15 protein-coding genes are annotated in these 16504 nt (G+C 36.3%); 12 read left to right on the top strand and 3 right to left on the bottom strand.

The features are described 5' to 3' along the window. Window positions 1-120: 120 nt before the first annotated feature. The 4 genes from NKG37_RS04770 to NKG37_RS04755 all read left to right on the top strand — a co-directional run bounded on the left by NKG37_RS04770 (window position 121) and on the right by NKG37_RS04755 (window position 5329). Complete coding sequence (locus NKG37_RS04770) at window positions 121-1272, top strand: ATP-binding cassette domain-containing protein (RefSeq protein WP_254415893.1); 1152 nt, start codon at window positions 121-123, stop codon at window positions 1270-1272. Between the two features lie 712 nt (window positions 1273-1984). Then, on the top strand, window positions 1985-3121 hold the full coding sequence (ald, locus tag NKG37_RS04765; protein ID WP_254415892.1) for an alanine dehydrogenase: 1137 nt from the start codon (window positions 1985-1987) through the stop codon (window positions 3119-3121). A 283-nt stretch (window positions 3122-3404) separates the two neighbouring features. Then, window positions 3405-4346 (top strand): ABC transporter ATP-binding protein, encoded by a 942-nt coding sequence (locus tag NKG37_RS04760; RefSeq protein WP_047941032.1) that lies wholly within the window; start codon window positions 3405-3407, stop codon window positions 4344-4346. Continuing rightward, complete coding sequence (locus tag NKG37_RS04755; protein WP_254415891.1) at window positions 4343-5329, top strand: ABC transporter permease; 987 nt, start codon at window positions 4343-4345, stop codon at window positions 5327-5329. Before NKG37_RS04760 ends, NKG37_RS04755 begins: the two co-directional genes overlap by 4 nt. Window positions 5330-5601: 272 nt before the next feature. On the opposite strand, the gene NKG37_RS04750 is transcribed toward NKG37_RS04755, so the two are convergent. Beyond that, window positions 5602-5739 (bottom strand): hypothetical protein, encoded by a 138-nt coding sequence (locus NKG37_RS04750; protein ID WP_162837571.1) that lies wholly within the window; start codon window positions 5737-5739, stop codon window positions 5602-5604. Window positions 5740-5997: 258 nt separating this feature from the next. Between NKG37_RS04750 and NKG37_RS04745 the strand changes: the two genes are divergently transcribed. From NKG37_RS04745 to NKG37_RS04720, 6 genes are all read left to right on the top strand, one after another. After that, complete coding sequence (locus NKG37_RS04745; protein ID WP_047940823.1) at window positions 5998-6324, top strand: MerR family transcriptional regulator; 327 nt, start codon at window positions 5998-6000, stop codon at window positions 6322-6324. 356 nt (window positions 6325-6680) lie between these two features. Continuing rightward, on the top strand, window positions 6681-7949 hold the full coding sequence (locus NKG37_RS04740; RefSeq protein WP_254415890.1) for an ISLre2 family transposase: 1269 nt from the start codon (window positions 6681-6683) through the stop codon (window positions 7947-7949). Between the two features lie 311 nt (window positions 7950-8260). Further along, window positions 8261-9025: a threonine/serine exporter family protein gene (locus tag NKG37_RS04735; RefSeq protein ID WP_254415889.1), complete on the top strand. Its 765-nt coding sequence runs from the start codon at window positions 8261-8263 to the stop codon at window positions 9023-9025. Window positions 9026-9040: 15 nt separating this feature from the next. Next, on the top strand, window positions 9041-9499 hold the full coding sequence (locus tag NKG37_RS04730; RefSeq protein ID WP_254415888.1) for a threonine/serine exporter family protein: 459 nt from the start codon (window positions 9041-9043) through the stop codon (window positions 9497-9499). A 258-nt stretch (window positions 9500-9757) separates the two neighbouring features. Next, window positions 9758-11089, top strand: coding sequence for a 6-phospho-beta-glucosidase (locus tag NKG37_RS04725; protein WP_254415887.1), 1332 nt, complete (start codon window positions 9758-9760; stop codon window positions 11087-11089). Between the two features lie 150 nt (window positions 11090-11239). Further along, window positions 11240-12142 (top strand): NAD(P)/FAD-dependent oxidoreductase, encoded by a 903-nt coding sequence (locus NKG37_RS04720; protein ID WP_254415886.1) that lies wholly within the window; start codon window positions 11240-11242, stop codon window positions 12140-12142. 55 nt (window positions 12143-12197) lie between these two features. Here NKG37_RS04720 and NKG37_RS04715 read toward each other — a convergent pair whose 3' ends face one another. Then, the gene (locus NKG37_RS04715; protein ID WP_254415885.1) at window positions 12198-12920 is read right to left on the bottom strand and encodes a class I SAM-dependent methyltransferase; all 723 of its coding nucleotides are present in this window, start codon (window positions 12918-12920) and stop codon (window positions 12198-12200) included. Between the two features lie 165 nt (window positions 12921-13085). On the opposite strand from NKG37_RS04715, the gene NKG37_RS04710 reads away from it, so the two are divergent. Next, window positions 13086-14525, top strand: coding sequence for a DDE-type integrase/transposase/recombinase (locus NKG37_RS04710; protein WP_169187685.1), 1440 nt, complete (start codon window positions 13086-13088; stop codon window positions 14523-14525). Between the two features lie 390 nt (window positions 14526-14915). Then, entirely contained in the window at window positions 14916-15392 is a 477-nt protein-coding gene (ybaK, locus tag NKG37_RS04705; protein WP_254416365.1) for a Cys-tRNA(Pro) deacylase, read from the top strand. A 76-nt stretch (window positions 15393-15468) separates the two neighbouring features. Here ybaK and NKG37_RS04700 read toward each other — a convergent pair whose 3' ends face one another. Beyond that, window positions 15469-16392, bottom strand: a complete 924-nt coding sequence (locus NKG37_RS04700; RefSeq protein WP_224428009.1) for an EamA family transporter — start codon at window positions 16390-16392, stop codon at window positions 15469-15471. Between the last annotated feature and the right edge of the window lie 112 nt (window positions 16393-16504).

Raw genomic sequence — 16504 nt, 5'->3', positions numbered from 1 at the left:
ACATTTATATTTACCTTTTCATATTTGTTTAGTTACATACCTTTATACACAGTCCTTGTAGTTCTTAGTAGTATACCTATTGCTTATACCCAAATTTACTATAATAAAAGGAATTTTGAATTGTCAAGGAAATTAAATAAAATTAACCGCAAGCAATTTTATTTATCATTTATATCTACTACACCTGATTATTTAAAGGAGATTGTTCAACACTTTTCTATGGGGTTTATTATAAGTTCTTATAAGAATTTATTTAATAAGATATATAAACCAACTAAATTTTTGACCAGGAAAATTATGATTGCAAATATTCTTGTTTCTTTAATCGGAGTAATTACAATAGCATATGCACAATATAAAACAATACTTCTTGTATTCGGAGGATCAATATTAATAGGGACCTTAATGTCAATAATACAGTCTCTAGGGATGATATTTCAAAGGGTTCAAAATTTACTCTTATCATTTGGTGGGTTTCACAATGATCTTTTGTATATTAACAACTTAAGAGAGTTTTTAGAAACGCAGGAAGTGGAAGGTGAAAGTGAAAATGAGTCAAGCTTTAATGCAGTTAAGTTAGTTGCAGAAAATTTATGCTATAAAGTTGGAGATAGGACCATTATAGAAAATATAAATTTTGAGTTTAAGTCAAATACTATAATAGGAATTAAAGGGAGTAATGGTGTTGGGAAATCTACACTAATAGATATTATACAAGGAATTAAAAAACAAACATCGGGTGATTTATTTATTAATGGTATTAATTCATCTGAGATAACAGAAAAAAAAAGACTCCATTTGTGCCAAACCTTAAGACAAAATCCTCCGAGGTATGAGTTTACCTTAAATGATAATATAGCAATTTCTGATTATAAAAAGTTAAGTAAGGGGAATGTTGTAGAACATATAAATTCGTACGATCCGGACTCATTTATATTTAATAAAGATATAGATATAAAAACTATGTTAGGAGAATGGTATGAAAACAGCAAACAATTATCCGGAGGGCAATGGCAATTGATTGGACTTTTTAGATTATTATATAGAACTTCTCCAGTTTATCTATTAGATGAGCCTACGAACAATTTAGATTCAAAGTCTATTCAATTGCTTAAAAAAATTATTGCAAAAGCTTCAAAAAAATCACTAATAATTATTGTATCACATGATGAATCCTTTTTGGAAGATATTTGTACCCGAATTTATAATATGAAGTGGAATGAGCTTAGCTTAGTCAAAGACTTAGAGAAAGAACTTGTAACTTCAAAATAACATAAAAAAAGGGGATAAAATTCTAATGAAAAAGAGTATAATAATTTTAATAACTATAGCGGTTGAATTTATTATTTTATATTTGGTTTCATGTTTTATTGGTTGGAATTACATCGACACAGTATTCTTAGGAAGTATCCTTGTTTTAGGCATTTCATGGTTATTACCACTGTATTCTAATCAAGTTAACAATCGATTCAATGCTCATTCAAAAGCATGGACAGGTAATGAAGGTGAAACCATAAAACCCTATATATTTAGGTTAAATGCAGTAATAATTGGACAAATTATTTTTATGCTTATTTCACTAGTAATAACATTTTTGTATTATTTTCAGTATTTCGTTAATTAATCTACTATGGATTTATGAAATCAAAAATGAATGTTATATATTTTAGTTATTCTTTTTAGAAGGATTACTAAATATATGTACTTTGAAAATCATCTTGTTATAAATAATTAAGAGGATTCTTCATATCTACAAACTGATGGGTCTCTTTAGTTGTCAGCCATTAAGTACGGAGGGGCTTCACTCAGACTTAGGTATAGAATATAATTTGAATTGGTCATCCTCCTTCCCCTTTGTGTTTTTTCACAAATGAGCGATTTTTGTTTCATTAATTTTAACAAAGATAATTTTCTGAATTCGTCCTATTATAATATTAAGACAACTAACAATTAGTGTTAGTTTTTATAACAAGGGGGAATTCTCATGATTATTGGTATTCCAAAGGAAATTAAAAACAATGAAAATAGGGTCGCAATTACTCCTTCCGGTGTGTCTTATTTAAAGAATAGCGGCCACGAAATTTTAGTAGAACAAAATGCAGGAATCGGCAGTGGCTTTACAGATGAAGAATATGCGGCGGCGGGTGCGCAGATAATTGACTCAGCTGCTCAAGTATGGAATACAGCTGAAATGATTATAAAAGTAAAAGAACCGCTCGCTTCAGAATACCAATATTTCCGCAAAGGACTTATTTTATTTACGTACTTACATTTAGCGGCAGAACAGGAACTAGCAAAGGCGTTAACGGTGAATGGCGTGACTGGAATCGCTTATGAAACAATTGAAGTAAATGGTAAATTACCATTATTGACACCAATGAGTGAGGTTGCAGGAAGAATGGCTGTTCAAATTGGTGCTCAGTTCTTAGAAAAGCCTCATGGAGGAAAGGGAATCTTATTAGCTGGTGTCCCTGGTGTCAAAAAAGGGAATGTAACCATCATTGGCGGTGGAGTTGTGGGAATGAATGCAGCGAAAATCGCCATTGGTTTAGGGGCGAATGTAACGCTGTTAGACTTAAATCCAGAAAGATTAAGAGAGTTAGATAATCAATTTGGTGCAAGCCTAAGTACTGTTATTTCTAACCCAGCAAACATTGAAGAAGCTGTAGTGAATGCAGATTTGGTGATTGGTGCTGTATTAATTCCAGGTGCAAAGGCACCGAAGCTAGTAACAGAAGCGATGGTGAAGAAGATGGCTCCAGGTTCTGTTATTGTGGATGTGGCAATTGATCAAGGTGGGATTTTTGAAACAGTAGATCATATCACTACCCATGATAATCCTACCTATGTGAAGCATGGAGTTGTGCATTATGCTGTAGCAAATATGCCTGGTGCTGTTCCGAGAACATCTACGATTGCCTTAACAAATGTAACAATGCCATATGCACTTCAAATTGCTAATCTAGGCGCAGTAACAGCAATTGAAACGAATTACGCTATTAAACAAGGTGTAAATACTTTTGCTGGACAAATCACCTCTGCTCCAGTAGCGAAAGATCTTGGTTATGAGTATAAATCAGTTCAAGAACTTATTAACAATTTATCAACAACGACTGTTTAATAATTCTATAAGAATAGCCACAACCGTTCCCTCTGAATAAATCAAAGGCGAGCGGTTTTTTTATTTGTTTTTCCTAAGAGTTATAGCAAATTTGGCCTGCTCTCATTAGAAAAAACATGTAATCAGCCAGTCTGTTGTCATATTGGAGAAAAAAATTTCCAAAAAAGTTTATTTAATTGAAACTTTTTTGGAAAAAAATCGTATTAGTATACGGAAAGTGAAGGAATACATCTTGTGGGTAGAGGGAACTACTTTAGAGCAATTATATAGAAGGGAGAAAAAAATGAGCTTAAATGCATTAGAAGTCACAAATCTCACTAAGAGAATTAAAGGCAGGAACATTGTTGATAATGTTAGTTTTTCTGTGGAAAAAGGGGAGATATTTGGGTTATTAGGTCCAAACGGAGCGGGGAAAACAACGATTATCCGCATGATTGTTAATCTAATAAATAGAACGAATGGAAAAGTGGTCATAGATAGCTATAACGTGGATGAGAATTTTTCAGAAGCGATGAGCAGCTTAGGTGCGATCGTAGAAAATCCTGAGTTCTATAAATATATGAGTGGATATAAGAATTTAAAGCATTATGCAAGAATGGCTAAAGAGCCAATTTCGGAAGAACGCTTTAATGAAGTAATTAAACTAGTAGGATTAGAAAATGCCATTCATCAAAAAGTGAAGACCTATTCACTTGGTATGAGACAGCGCCTTGGGGTTGCGCAGGCGTTATTACATAAACCAGCTCTTCTTATTCTAGATGAACCTACAAATGGTTTAGACCCCCAAGGGATTCGCGAATTTCGTGATTATTTGCATTTATTGGCGAGCGAAGGGATTTCTGTTTTAGTATCTTCTCACCTTTTATCGGAAATGCAATTAATGTGTCATCGATTTGCGATTATTGAAAAGGGAAAATTAATTCATATCTCCAATATGGATGAAACGGTTTCGGAAGAAGAAGTAAGTGTAAGGGAAGTAACGTTTGAATTAGACTCGCCGGAAAAAGCGGTTGAACTCCTTCGTAATAGTGAATATGAAGTCGAAGAAAGCTCCGTAAAAGGCAGCGAGTTGATGGCGAAGCTGCCTAAAGATTCAATTCCTCTTGTTAATAAGCTGTTTGTCGAGAACAATGTTGCCGTATACGGCATTTATGTTGTAAAAGCTACATTAGAGGATCGCTTCTTAGAAATAACCAATCAGAAGAGAGAGGAGGAAACAAAATGATTGGATTAGTACAAAATGAACTTATAAAGATTTGGGAAAAGAAAAACAGCTGGATATTTCCGATCATTCTCTTATTTGCCCTTATTGGCGGAAGTTTCTTGGAAACGAAGATAACTCCCCAATATAAAGGAGATGACTGGCGAGCGAAAGTGCAAGCGGAAATAACCGAGCTGGAACAGAAGCTGCCTACAGCTAAGACAGAGGATAGTTTAATAGAAAGTGGAAAAGATTTTGATTGGGATGATACGAAAGAATCGATTGAAATGAAAATCCAAGATTATCAAAATAATTTAAAGCAGGATGTCAGTCCATATTCAACTACTTGGTCCAATATGAATGGAATGGTTATTGGCATGAAGTCTCTAGTAACTTTATTTGTGGTAATTATATGCGCGGGCAGCGTTTCCTCGGAATTCTCTGATGGAACCATTAAGCAATTGCTGATTCGACCGTATAAACGTTGGGCAATCCTTTTATCTAAATATATTGCTTTATTGATATATACTGCCATTTTAGTTGCATTTTTAATGCTTGTTGGCTATTTAGTAAGTATTGTTTTCTTTGGAGTAGGAAATTTTGAAGATAAAGTGCTTGTTTTTGGGACAGTTGACCAGATTGTAGCAAGTGGTGGGCCGTTCTTTTTGAAAAGCATCCTATATTATTTACCGGGATTATTGTTTGTATTAACTTTATCCTTTATGCTATCGACATTATTTAAAAATCAGGCAATTGCAGTGGGTGTTGGGGTATTTATATTGTTTGTATCCTCAACAATTGGCCAAATTATTCAATCATTAGCTGAAAAGTATGCATGGCTAAAATTGTTAGTGTTCCCACATTTAGACCAAACGATTTTCTTGTTTGAAGATAAAATAATCGAAACAGTAACCATGCCGATGTCTTTAGGTATCTTATTTGTTTACTATGCAATAATCATGATCATCACTTTTTGGTTTTTCAAAAAGAAGGATGTTAGTATTTAATGAATCATCACCATCTGTTAGTTCCCCATTTTAATGGGTTACTAACAGATGGTTTTTTTATATTATAAAAAATAGACAATCACTTGCGATTGTAGGTAAATTCTTATAAAATGATGTTAGGTTTATTAACAATTAGGTGACATGATTTGTTTCTTTGAAAATAAATGAATGATAGAATCCCTGTTTATAAACATAAAGGGGATTCCATCAATCAATTTTGATTGGGAATTCCTCTATATAACAACATGAATTGTAAAGGTTATACAGTTTGTTTAGCTATTTTGAACAATTCGAAGAAGTTCATGGGCGTGTTCACCCGCAACTTCTGCTAAGTGTTCCCAAATCTCGTCTCTCAAAAGATCAAGTTCCACAATCTTTTTAGCTAAATCGACTGCTTCTTTGGTTATCATCTAAGAAGGCTCCTCTCCATTTACAAAAAATAATACCGATTACCGATTACCTATTCCTTGGCTGAAAATTAAAAAATATCGTTTATACATTTAGCATTTTAACGGAAAATATAGAAAAAATCATTGAAAATGTAAGGAAATCTTACCTATTTTTTAATTTTGTGTTAGGAAATATAACAAAAGGTATTTTTCTTTATCTGAAAAGTATTATAATTAAGATAAATGAGAATACTACTTTACTTCATGAGGTGAGATGTAATGGATCATGAACCATCCTATAAGAAAAGAAAGGTCATTACTATTGGTGTTGTAAGTGAACTAACTGGATTAACGGAAAGACAAATTCGATATTATGAACAGCGAAAATTAATTTTTCCGGAGAGACCAGAAAGAGGAAATAGAAAATATTCATTCTCTGATGTAGAAAGACTAATTGAGATTGCTAATAAACGAGAAGAAGGCGTTCGGACACATGAAATTAGACAAGAGATTATGAAAAAAAACAAGGAAGAAGAAGAGCGGAAAGTCAAAAAGCAAATGCTCCGTGGTCAAATCAATGCGAGATTTGGCATCCAGAACGATTAATAAAAACACTATATGTTATTTTTTTAGTCCATTTGATGTCATAATGGACTTTTTATTTTGGAAAAAAATTTTTTCACTCTTCTGTTTTGTTAATAAAAATTGTATGAGTAAAATGTTTGTGGGAGAATAAATATCCTTTTTGTCTAGTTGGGGGACGCGTCCTCCAACTAGACAAAAAGGCCACCAAGCGAGAGCGCGGTAGCTGGAAAAAATTAAGTATTAAAAAAGAGAGCTTCCTTTTGTAAAGTAGAGTTTGACTAGAAAACTACGAAAAGGAGAGGCTCTCATGAATCAATGTAACATAAAAATGCCATCATTAAAAAGAATTGGAAAAAACTTTATTTCGAACACTACAAATGACGTTTCAAGAAATCCTTATTCAAACGTTAGAAAATTGGGATCTAGAGATTGCTCAGCAACGAGACAAAAGAAGATTTGCTTTACGAGATAAACGAGAAATACGATTAGATACAGCGTTTGGAGCTGTGGAGCTGAAGCGTAATTATTATTTTGATCGTGTGACTAAAAAATATATTTGTCTATTAGATCACTATTTACAGTTTCAGGGGAATAAGGGATTTAGTCCGCTACTAGAAGAATGGGGGCTAGAACTAGCGACGAATGGCTCCTCCTATCGAAAGGCGGTGGAAACGTTCGAACAATTTTTAGGCTATTCGGCGATGAGCCACGAAGCATTACGGCAACATCTTCTTCAAACAAGCGTACTTCCCGCTAAGGAAAAACGCCCTTTTCAAAAGGTATTGTTTGTCGAAGTAGATGGATTATATGTGAAGAGTCAAGAAAAGAAAAAGCGTGGATGGGAGTTGAAATTCGCCGCTGTACACGAGGGATGGAAAGAAAACGGAAAGCGAATCAGGCTCCGAAATAAAAGGCATTTTCTTTATGAAGGAAAAGAACCCTTTTGGGAAGCCTTTGAAACGTTCTTACAGAATCATTATGCGTATGATCCTACCCAAACCTTGCTTATTATTAATGGTGATGGAGCAGGCTGGATAACGGCATGTCGGGAGTATTTTCGGGAACGCGCCTTTTTCACCATGGACCGTTTTCATGTCGCTCGTTCGATGAAGCAACTAATGAAGAGCCATCCTCGATACCGCTACATGAAAAGAGCGTTAAAAAACTACCAGGTAGAAACATTACTTCTAGAGTTGAATAGCGCAGTAGGAACAATGGATACACCAGAAAAAGAAGAAAAACTAGCGCATTTCCTTGCCTTTTTAACGCATCATCAGGAAACCATAAAAGATTACCGTAGTTGGTTACAGGAAAAAGGCGTGGACACGACAGCGTATCGTCCAATGGGAAGTGCAGAGGCGATGATGAATCAATTAGCCAAACGATTAAAGAATGGAAGAGCATGGAGCAAAAAAGGGGTCATGAGCATGGCGCGCTTGTGGATTGGATTGAAGGATGACCTATCCATCCAAACGATATATGGGAAATGGGAAAAAGCCACGGAAAAATCAAAGAAAGAGCATCGAGCGAAAAGAAAAATACCCACAAAATTAGTAACAGAAACCGTGCGTCAGAACATGCCATACTTAAATCAAGCGATTGGAAAACCCGTTCACTTTGCCTTACAGGGATTAAAAGGTTTTTAAAAAATGAGAGAATCAACAGTTGGAAGAACAAAACCAATTGGAAAGCGGATTCAAACTTAGAGGTTTTACTTTATAAAAAAGGGAGCTAAAAAAACTCCCACAAAAACTTGACTCAATCTAAAAATTCCTCTATTTTATTTTCCCTTCAATTATTGATAAAATAGCCATATTTCATATAAACTGTAATTTGTTGCTTATGATAAAAATAGCTTTTTAAAATGATCAATAAAGAATGCTAAAAGTACTGATGAGATAAAGCGTCTAATGGAGGATCTTAAGAGTACCTATACTGTTTTAGTTGGAGAGATAGTATGACATATATATCAGTGGAAAAAACATATGACATTATGGAGATCTGCATATTAGCAGGAAGTATTATGCTCCAAAATGGAGCGGAGACCCATCGAGTAGAAGATACAATGACAAGAATAGCAACTGCATATGGCGTGACCGATTCTGACTGCTTTGTAACCCCAACAGGCATTATTTTATCGTTAGAAGGGGTAGAACCGACAAAGACGAAATTAAATCGGATTATTGAGCGGACGACTAATTTAGAAAAGGTAGCTCGAGTAAATGATATTTCACGTAAAATAAGCACAGGAACAGTGAGTATGAAGGAAGCGTACCATTTATTGAAAGATGTGGAAGATGAAAAATGTACGTATTCGGATTCCTTTCAATTCATCGCAGCTGCCATTGCAAGTGGCTGTTTTTTAATTATGTTTGATGGAGTTTGGGGCGATTTTATCCCTGCATTGCTAGCTGGTGGTTTAGGCTTTTTGTGTTCCTTGTATTTTCATAAGGCTTTGCAAATAAAGTTTTTTGCTGAGCTCTCGGCAGCATTTGTTATTGGACTAGTAGCTTTTTTCTCTATTTCCATTGGTTTTGGTCAAGAGGTAGATAAGATTATTATCGGCTCTGTAATGCCGCTTGTACCAGGTTTGCTTATTACGAACGCGGTGCGGGATCTAATAGCAGGTCATTTAGTATCTGGTATTTCAAAAGGGGCAGAGGCCTTTTTAACAGCTACAGCAATTGGTTCAGGGATTGCCGTTGCATTTTTTGTTTTTTAAGGAGAGGAATAAGTAATGAATGAATTTTTAGCACAGGCAATAACTAGCTTTGTTGCAACGTTTGGCTTTGGAATTATTTTTCATATTCCTCGGAAATTATTAATTCAATGCGGATTTGTAGGAACAATTGGATGGATGGCATATTGGACAATTGTTCATTTTCATCAAAATGAAGTAATTGCGGCCTTGTCAGGCTCCTTTCTTGTCGCCGTCATAAGTCAAGTGTTCGCCCGAATATATAAATCACCAGTTATTATATTTAGTGTCGCAGGAATCATTCCTTTAGTTCCGGGGGGAACTGCTTATAATGCGATGCGTAATTTTGTCGAGAATAATTATTATGTAGCGGTAAGCTTAGCAGCAAAGGTCTGCTTAATTTCAGGATCTATTGCAATGGGTTTAATGTTTTCGGAAGTAATTAAACAATTAATATTTCGGGCAAACGCTCGGAAAAAGTCACTTGATAAAGGGTAAAGCCCCTTTATCAAGTGACTTTTTAAGCAATAAAGCAAAGTAATTCTATTGTTCTTTTCTAAAAGGGAGGAAGAATCCTTGTGAAACAACACGTTTCTCTTTTGGAACACGTTCCATTATGTGTGAAAAAGTCCTAATTCCCAGCATCCTATTTACTCGGGTCTAGTTAGACGTTAAGGTTGTAAGTGAAGAGACATTCATTTATCGGTAATTTTGTAAGGGATTGCAGAAATAAGTAGAAAAGGAAGGCGATCTATTATGGGAAAAGGGATTAAAATTGTTACTATCGGCGGTGGGTCAAGCTACACACCTGAATTAGTGGAAGGGTTTATTAACAGATATGATTCATTACCTGTGCGGGAACTATGGTTAGTAGATATTCCTGAAGGAGAAGAAAAGCTTAATATTGTTGGAAATCTAGCGAAGAGAATGGTGAAGAAAGCAGGTTTACCAATTGAAATTCACTTAACTCTAGACCGAAGAGAAGCGCTTAAGGATGCAGATTTTGTTACAACTCAATTTCGAGTTGGCCTACTAGCTGCACGTGCTAAAGATGAAAGAATCCCTCTAAAGTATAATGTGATTGGGCAAGAAACGAATGGTCCAGGAGGGCTGTTTAAAGGATTAAGAACCATTCCTATCATTTTAGATATTGTAAAGGATATGGAAGAGCTGTGTCCAAACGCTTGGCTCATTAACTTTACAAACCCAGCTGGAATGGTAACAGAAGCTGTTCTTCGTCATAGTAATTGGAAGAAGATTGTCGGGCTATGTAATGTACCGATTTCTATTCAAATGGGTATCGCTAAGCTGTTAGAAGTAGAATCTAGTCGTGTGCATGTTGACTTTGCTGGCTTGAACCATATGGTATTTGGGTTAAATGTATATTTAGATGGGAAGAACATTATGCCAGACTTTTTAGAGAAAATGTCGAAGCGTAAAAGTGATACGATGAGGAATATTGCTGCTATTGACTGGGAGCCAGACTTTATTAAAGCATTAGGAGTTATTCCTTGTGGATATCACCGTTATTATTATAAGCAAGCAGAAATGCTGCAAAATGAGTTGGAGGAAGCAGCAGAACAAGGTACACGTGCTGAAGTCGTTCAGCAATTAGAAAAAGAGCTGTTTGAACTTTATAAGGATGAAAACTTAGATAAAAAACCGCAGCAGCTAGAAAAAAGAGGTGGTGCTTATTATAGTGATGCAGCTTGCAGCTTAATTGATTCTATGTACAATGACAGAAGAGATATTCAGCCTGTCAATACAATAAATAATGGAGCTATTGCAAGCATTCCAAATGAATCAGCTGTAGAAATTAGCAGTATTATCACAAAAGACGGACCAAAACCGATTGCGATCGGTGATCTGCCTGTTGCAGTTCGCGGACTTGTTCAACAAATTAAGTCCTTTGAAAGAGTGGCAGCAGAAGCGGCAGTTACAGGAAGTTATCATACCGCATTATTAGCTATGACGATTAATCCGTTGTTGCCGTCAGACAAAGTGGCAAAACAAATTTTGGATGAAATGCTAGAAGCACATAAAGAGCACTTACCGCAATTTTTCAAAGAAGAAGTAGTATCTTCATAAGATAAGATTAAATGGCTATGTATTCGGGAATTCCGTAATACATAGCCATTTTTTAATTCCGCTATAGCGGATAGTATTTTGGAAGAATAAGAATTGTCTCCTCGTAAAAACTAAAGAAACTGGCTTGACTAAAAGAAAGAAGGGAAAAAGTTGACCAAAATTCTTGATTGCATTATTATAGGCGGTGGCATAGCGGGATTGCAGGCAGCGATTCAATTAGGAAGATATAATCATGATGTGCTGATTATTGATGCAGAGGATGGTCGATCTACGATATGTAAAAGCTACCATAATATTTTAGGATATCCTAATGGAATCAGCGGCTCAGAATTGCGGAGTTTAGGAAGGAAACAGGCAGAAAGCCTTGGGGTAGAGTTTCTTAAGAGTACTGTTACTTCTTTAAAAAAGGAAGAGGGGCATTTTACGGCAGCAACTGAAAAGGGTCTGTTTCAATCTCGGAAAATTCTCCTTGCAACAGGTGTTATGGATAATATTCCCTCATTTGCCGAATTGTACCCTTGTCTGGGAATCAGCGTCTACTTATGCCCGGATTGTGATGGATATGAAGTAAAGGATAAAAAAACAATAGTGATTGGAAATGGAAATGTTGGGGCAAATATGGCCCTTACTTTGTTGTATTGGACAAGCGATATTACGTATATTAATCATGGTGGAGAGACTACTTGCGAAAAGCTGGCTAGACAATTAAGTGATAGTGGAATTTCCGTTTATACAGAGAGAATAGATCGAGTATTAGCAGATGATTCCCAAATCAAAGGGTATGTATTGGAAAATGGAAAGATGCTCGAGACAAAGCATAGTTTTATTGCATTTGGCGGGAATAAAGTAAAGTCAGATTTAGCAGTGCCTTTAGGAGTCGAGATAATGGAGAATAATCATATTATCGTGAATGCGCGTACGAAAATGACTAATATAGATGGCGTCTGGGCAGCAGGTGATGTTGTGGCTCATTCGGAACAGGTTACAATCGCAATGGGAGAAGGATCGCAAGCAGCTATATGGATTCATAAAGCTTTACTAAAGGACAGCTGAAAATAATAAAAAGAGGTTTCTCAAATGGAGGCTAATCCACTGAGAGCCTCTTTTTTTACAAACTAGCTCTATATACTCGGTAGCCGATTATATCCCCGTAAGTATAAAGAATATAGGAATGGTCCATCAATTTACTTTCTAATTGGACATTCGTTGGTACCGTTCTATCAATTGCTTCATCTTCCTTTTCCATTCCCGTCATCATATGGGAAAAAACAGAGTGTCCAAGTTTTATTTCTACTTTGGGAAAACCCGCTTCCTTCATTAAATCTATCCATTCTTTTTCTGTATAGACCTTTTCAATGCCATAAACTTCACACATATTCTGATGTTCTATTGCATGGAGACTTCTTTCCGCAGTCATTTCTAATAACAGTAGGATGCCGCCTGGCTTGAGCACTCTTTTAATTTCGGCAAGAGAATTTCTGCAATTAGTGAAAATTAGTACAGATTCTATTAAAATGATGTCAAAGCTGTTGGAAGGAAAGGGCATCTTTTCTAGGCTTCCTTGCACTAATTGAATCGACAGATTTTCTTTTTTAAATCGTTCTTTTGCTCTTTGCACCATTGTAGGATGATAGTCAATACTTGTGACAGCACAGGGGTAGTTCTTTTTTATATAAGCTGAAGTTTGGCCAGTGCCGCAGCCGCCATCAAGTAATGTTGTATGGGTCGTAATTTTTTCTTGTTCCAATAAGAACTTTGTTAATGTTAAGCCACCTGGATGTGCACCGCTCACCCCGAAATAGGCAAGGGCATCTTGATAGGTCGGTTTCATTTTATTCCTCCCAGCAAGTCGATCGTATTGTCAAAACTTTTATAGTAAATAGGTTATTAAATCCTATCTGAGAGGGCTTTATAAGCAAAAAAATTGCCACCCCCTGAATTCTAAGGATAATTGAGGTTACGACACTCTCAACAACCTAGAAAAGGAAGTGACAATTTGTACCCTCAAATTATAACCTATTTATTAACTTTTATAAACTATCAAGAACAACTAATTCGAACATTGCTTACTTTATTGATTGGTAAGAGTATGTTTGATAAGCCTACTGAACAGCCAGTAAATAAACCATATCGAAAACTTCAAGTGGACGACCTTCCGGTCATTGAAGTTCTGGAACAGCTTGATTATCGAGTTCTTCTTAGTGAATATCTAGAGAAGAACGGGAAACCACTTAAACCTGTTCAAAGGCGTAAGAATGCAAAAGTTTCCGTACCTAAATCCATGAACTGCCCAAAGTGTGGTGCTCCATCAGATTATCTTTATGCCAACAATGGAGATAAAGGCCAGTATCAATGCAAGGTGTGTACAGAGCTCTTCAGTGAAAAGAACCGTTATTCTAAGGAAGCCATCCTGAAGTGTCCTCATTGTTCCAAAACTCTCGAGAAAATAAAAGAAAGAAAAGATTTTCACGTGTTTAAGTGCAAGAACAATGACTGTTCTTATTATCAAAAGAAGCTCAATGGGATGACTTCAAAAGAAAAGAAAAGGTTCAAAAAGGACCCTCAAGCATTTAAATTAAGATACATTTTCCGTCAGTTTCATATCGATTTCCAGCCGTTATCCAAGGAATCACCAGAACTGCCGGCCGTTGACTTATCAAAGATTTATGCATCACCACATACATTAGGATTAATCCTAACCTATCATGTAAACTATGGCCTTTCGGCCCGTAAAACAGCTGCGATTATGCAGGACGTACACGGAGTGATGATTTCACATCAGACTGTATTGAACTACGAAAATAGCGTAGCTTTATTACTTAAACCTTATGTGGATCACTATCCCTATGAACTTTCAGACCAATTCTGCGGTGATGAAACGTATATCAGAGTAAACGGTCGATGGCATTATTTATTTTTCTTTTTTGACGCCGTGAAAAAGATTATTCTTTCGTATCCGGTGTCGCCTAATCGAGACACAGCAACAGCCATTCGAGCAATTGATGAGGTCTTAATCAAGATGAAAGAGATTCCAGAAAATCTGACCTTTGTGGTAGACGGGAATCCAATCTATCTTTTAGCCCAACATTTCTTCGCTCAACATGGGATTTCATTCGATGTGAAGCAGGTCATTGGATTAACCAATGAGGACCCTGTTTCGACCGAATATAGACCACTGAAACAAATAATTGAGAGACTTAACCGCACCTTTAAGGGCAATTATCGCTCCACTCATGGATTCGGCTCTGAACATGGTTCCATTTCATACGTCACCTTATTTACGGCCTACTTTAACTTTTTGCGTCCGCATGCCGCCTTAGAAGGAAAAGTGCCCGTAGTGAATCCAGAACTCAAGGGGCTTCCAACAATGCCAGCACGTTGGACAAAGCTCATTGGATTAGCACAACAATGGATAGTAGAACAAAGACAAGCCTAACTTTTTGTTTAGCTGAGCCCTTAAGCTAATTCAGCAATCGGCGGAGCGAACTCTTGACAAACCGAACTTGCCAATGGTTTAAAATGGAAACAACCAAGGGCTTATTTGGTATGCCTTCTTTTGTTCCCTTCTCCCTTGTTAAACAATCCTCAAACCATTGGCGTGTTTGTCAAGAGCGATTGCGGCGCATCTCCATCCAGTAAATAGGAGAGAAACTAACCCTTTAGGTAGTTTTCATAAATCTTTTGACACTACCAAGTCGATTTCTCCTTTCCATACTATATGAGAAATAAGGAGCTTTGGTTCAATAATATTTAACATTCATTTTTCTGATGATATGATTTAATAAGACAATGATTTACAACGAATTGGGAAAGGAAGCGTATAATGATGGCCATTACTAAAACAAATGCAATGCGAATCTTGGATGCCGAAAAGATTCCATATAGTGTGCATACCTATGAAAATAAAGATGGGAAAATTGATGGTATTTCCGTTGCAGGCAAGATTGGCAAAGAAATCGAAGTAGTGTATAAAACACTTGTGGTCAAAGATGCTGGCTCCGGAATTTATGTATTTGTTATCCCAGTTGAAGCTGAGCTTGACTTAAAAAAGGCAGCGAAAGTAGTAAACGCAAAAAAATTAGAAATGATTGCCGTGAAGGATATTCAAAAAATGACCGGCTATATTCGAGGTGGCTGTTCCCCAATCGGCATGAAGAAAAAGTATGAGACAATCTTGGATGCAAGTGTGAACAAGCAATCCTCTATTATTATCAGTGGAGGAAAAATCGGTGTTCAAATCGAAATGGCAGTTGAATACTTAATTCAAGTTACGGATGCGAAAGTAGAAAAGGTTATTCATTAAGGATAATTTGAAAAGATCACTAAAAAAGGAACGGTCCGAATACACTTTTCATCGTTGTTTAAGGGCTGTTCCTTATCTACATAGTCTTTTCTGCTAATTTTCTTTCAGGGCTTTTTCGTTTAAGAGAAAGTAAAAGAATGGTGGTTAAAATGAAGAAGGCTCCAATCCATTCATAAACACTAAAAGGGACTTTTAACCAGATAACGGCAAGGAATGCTGCGGATAACGGCTCTGCACAAGATAATAAGCTAGTCTCAGCGGCTTCCAAATGTTTTAAGCTTTCTAAATAACAAAAGAAAGCAACTAAGGTACCAATTAAAATGACAAAAACGATCGCTAGAATGGAAGAAAACGAAAACACCCCGTCGCCCGTCTCCCAAGGTGGAGAGACAAAGGACATCCCGAGACCTCCAATTATCATTCCCCATGCAACAACTATTGTGGAACCAAACTCTTTCAACAGCTGTGCGGGCTGTAATGTATAAAGAGCAAGGAAAAAGGCAGAGCTTAACCCCCAGGCTAAAGCTTCTGGTCTGATTGAAATCGTAGAAAAATGCCCTGCAGAAACAAGAAAATAGGTCCCCAATAAAGCAGTGATAATCCCAATTACATGCTGAAAGGGAGGAATAGTTCTCCTTTTCAAGGCGATATAGAGAATAATAAGTACAGGTGCTAAGTACTGAAGTAATGTTGCTGTTGCGGCATTACTTGTTTCAATCGCAGCAAAATAAGTAAATTGAACACCAGCCATTCCTAGCAGACCAAAAATGAGTATGTTCCCCACACTCGCTCTTCTTTTCCAAATATTCCAAATGTCCTTATTCTTCGTTAATCCTAAATAACTGAGCAAAATTACTCCGCTCGTAAGAAGGCGAATACTGACGAGCCAACCTGTGCTAAAGTGTTTCTCGGTAAACAAGTATTGTGCTACTGATCCAGAGACTCCCCAGGAAATTGCAGCAGTTAAGACAAGGAATATCCCAATAGACTTTCGTTTCATATATATTTCCTCTTTTATCAGAATTTATTTTGTATTTATTATATACAAAATAAAGAAGTTTGAATATACAGAAAATAAGGTTGTGGGCACTTTTTTTTCCTCCTTGCATATG

This window comes from Niallia sp. RD1 (assembly GCF_024219955.1).
Taxonomy (GTDB): domain Bacteria; phylum Bacillota; class Bacilli; order Bacillales; family Cytobacillaceae; genus Niallia; species Niallia alba.
The sequence above is the reverse complement of the archived record's forward strand: the minus strand, read 5'-3'. Positions and strand labels throughout refer to the sequence as shown.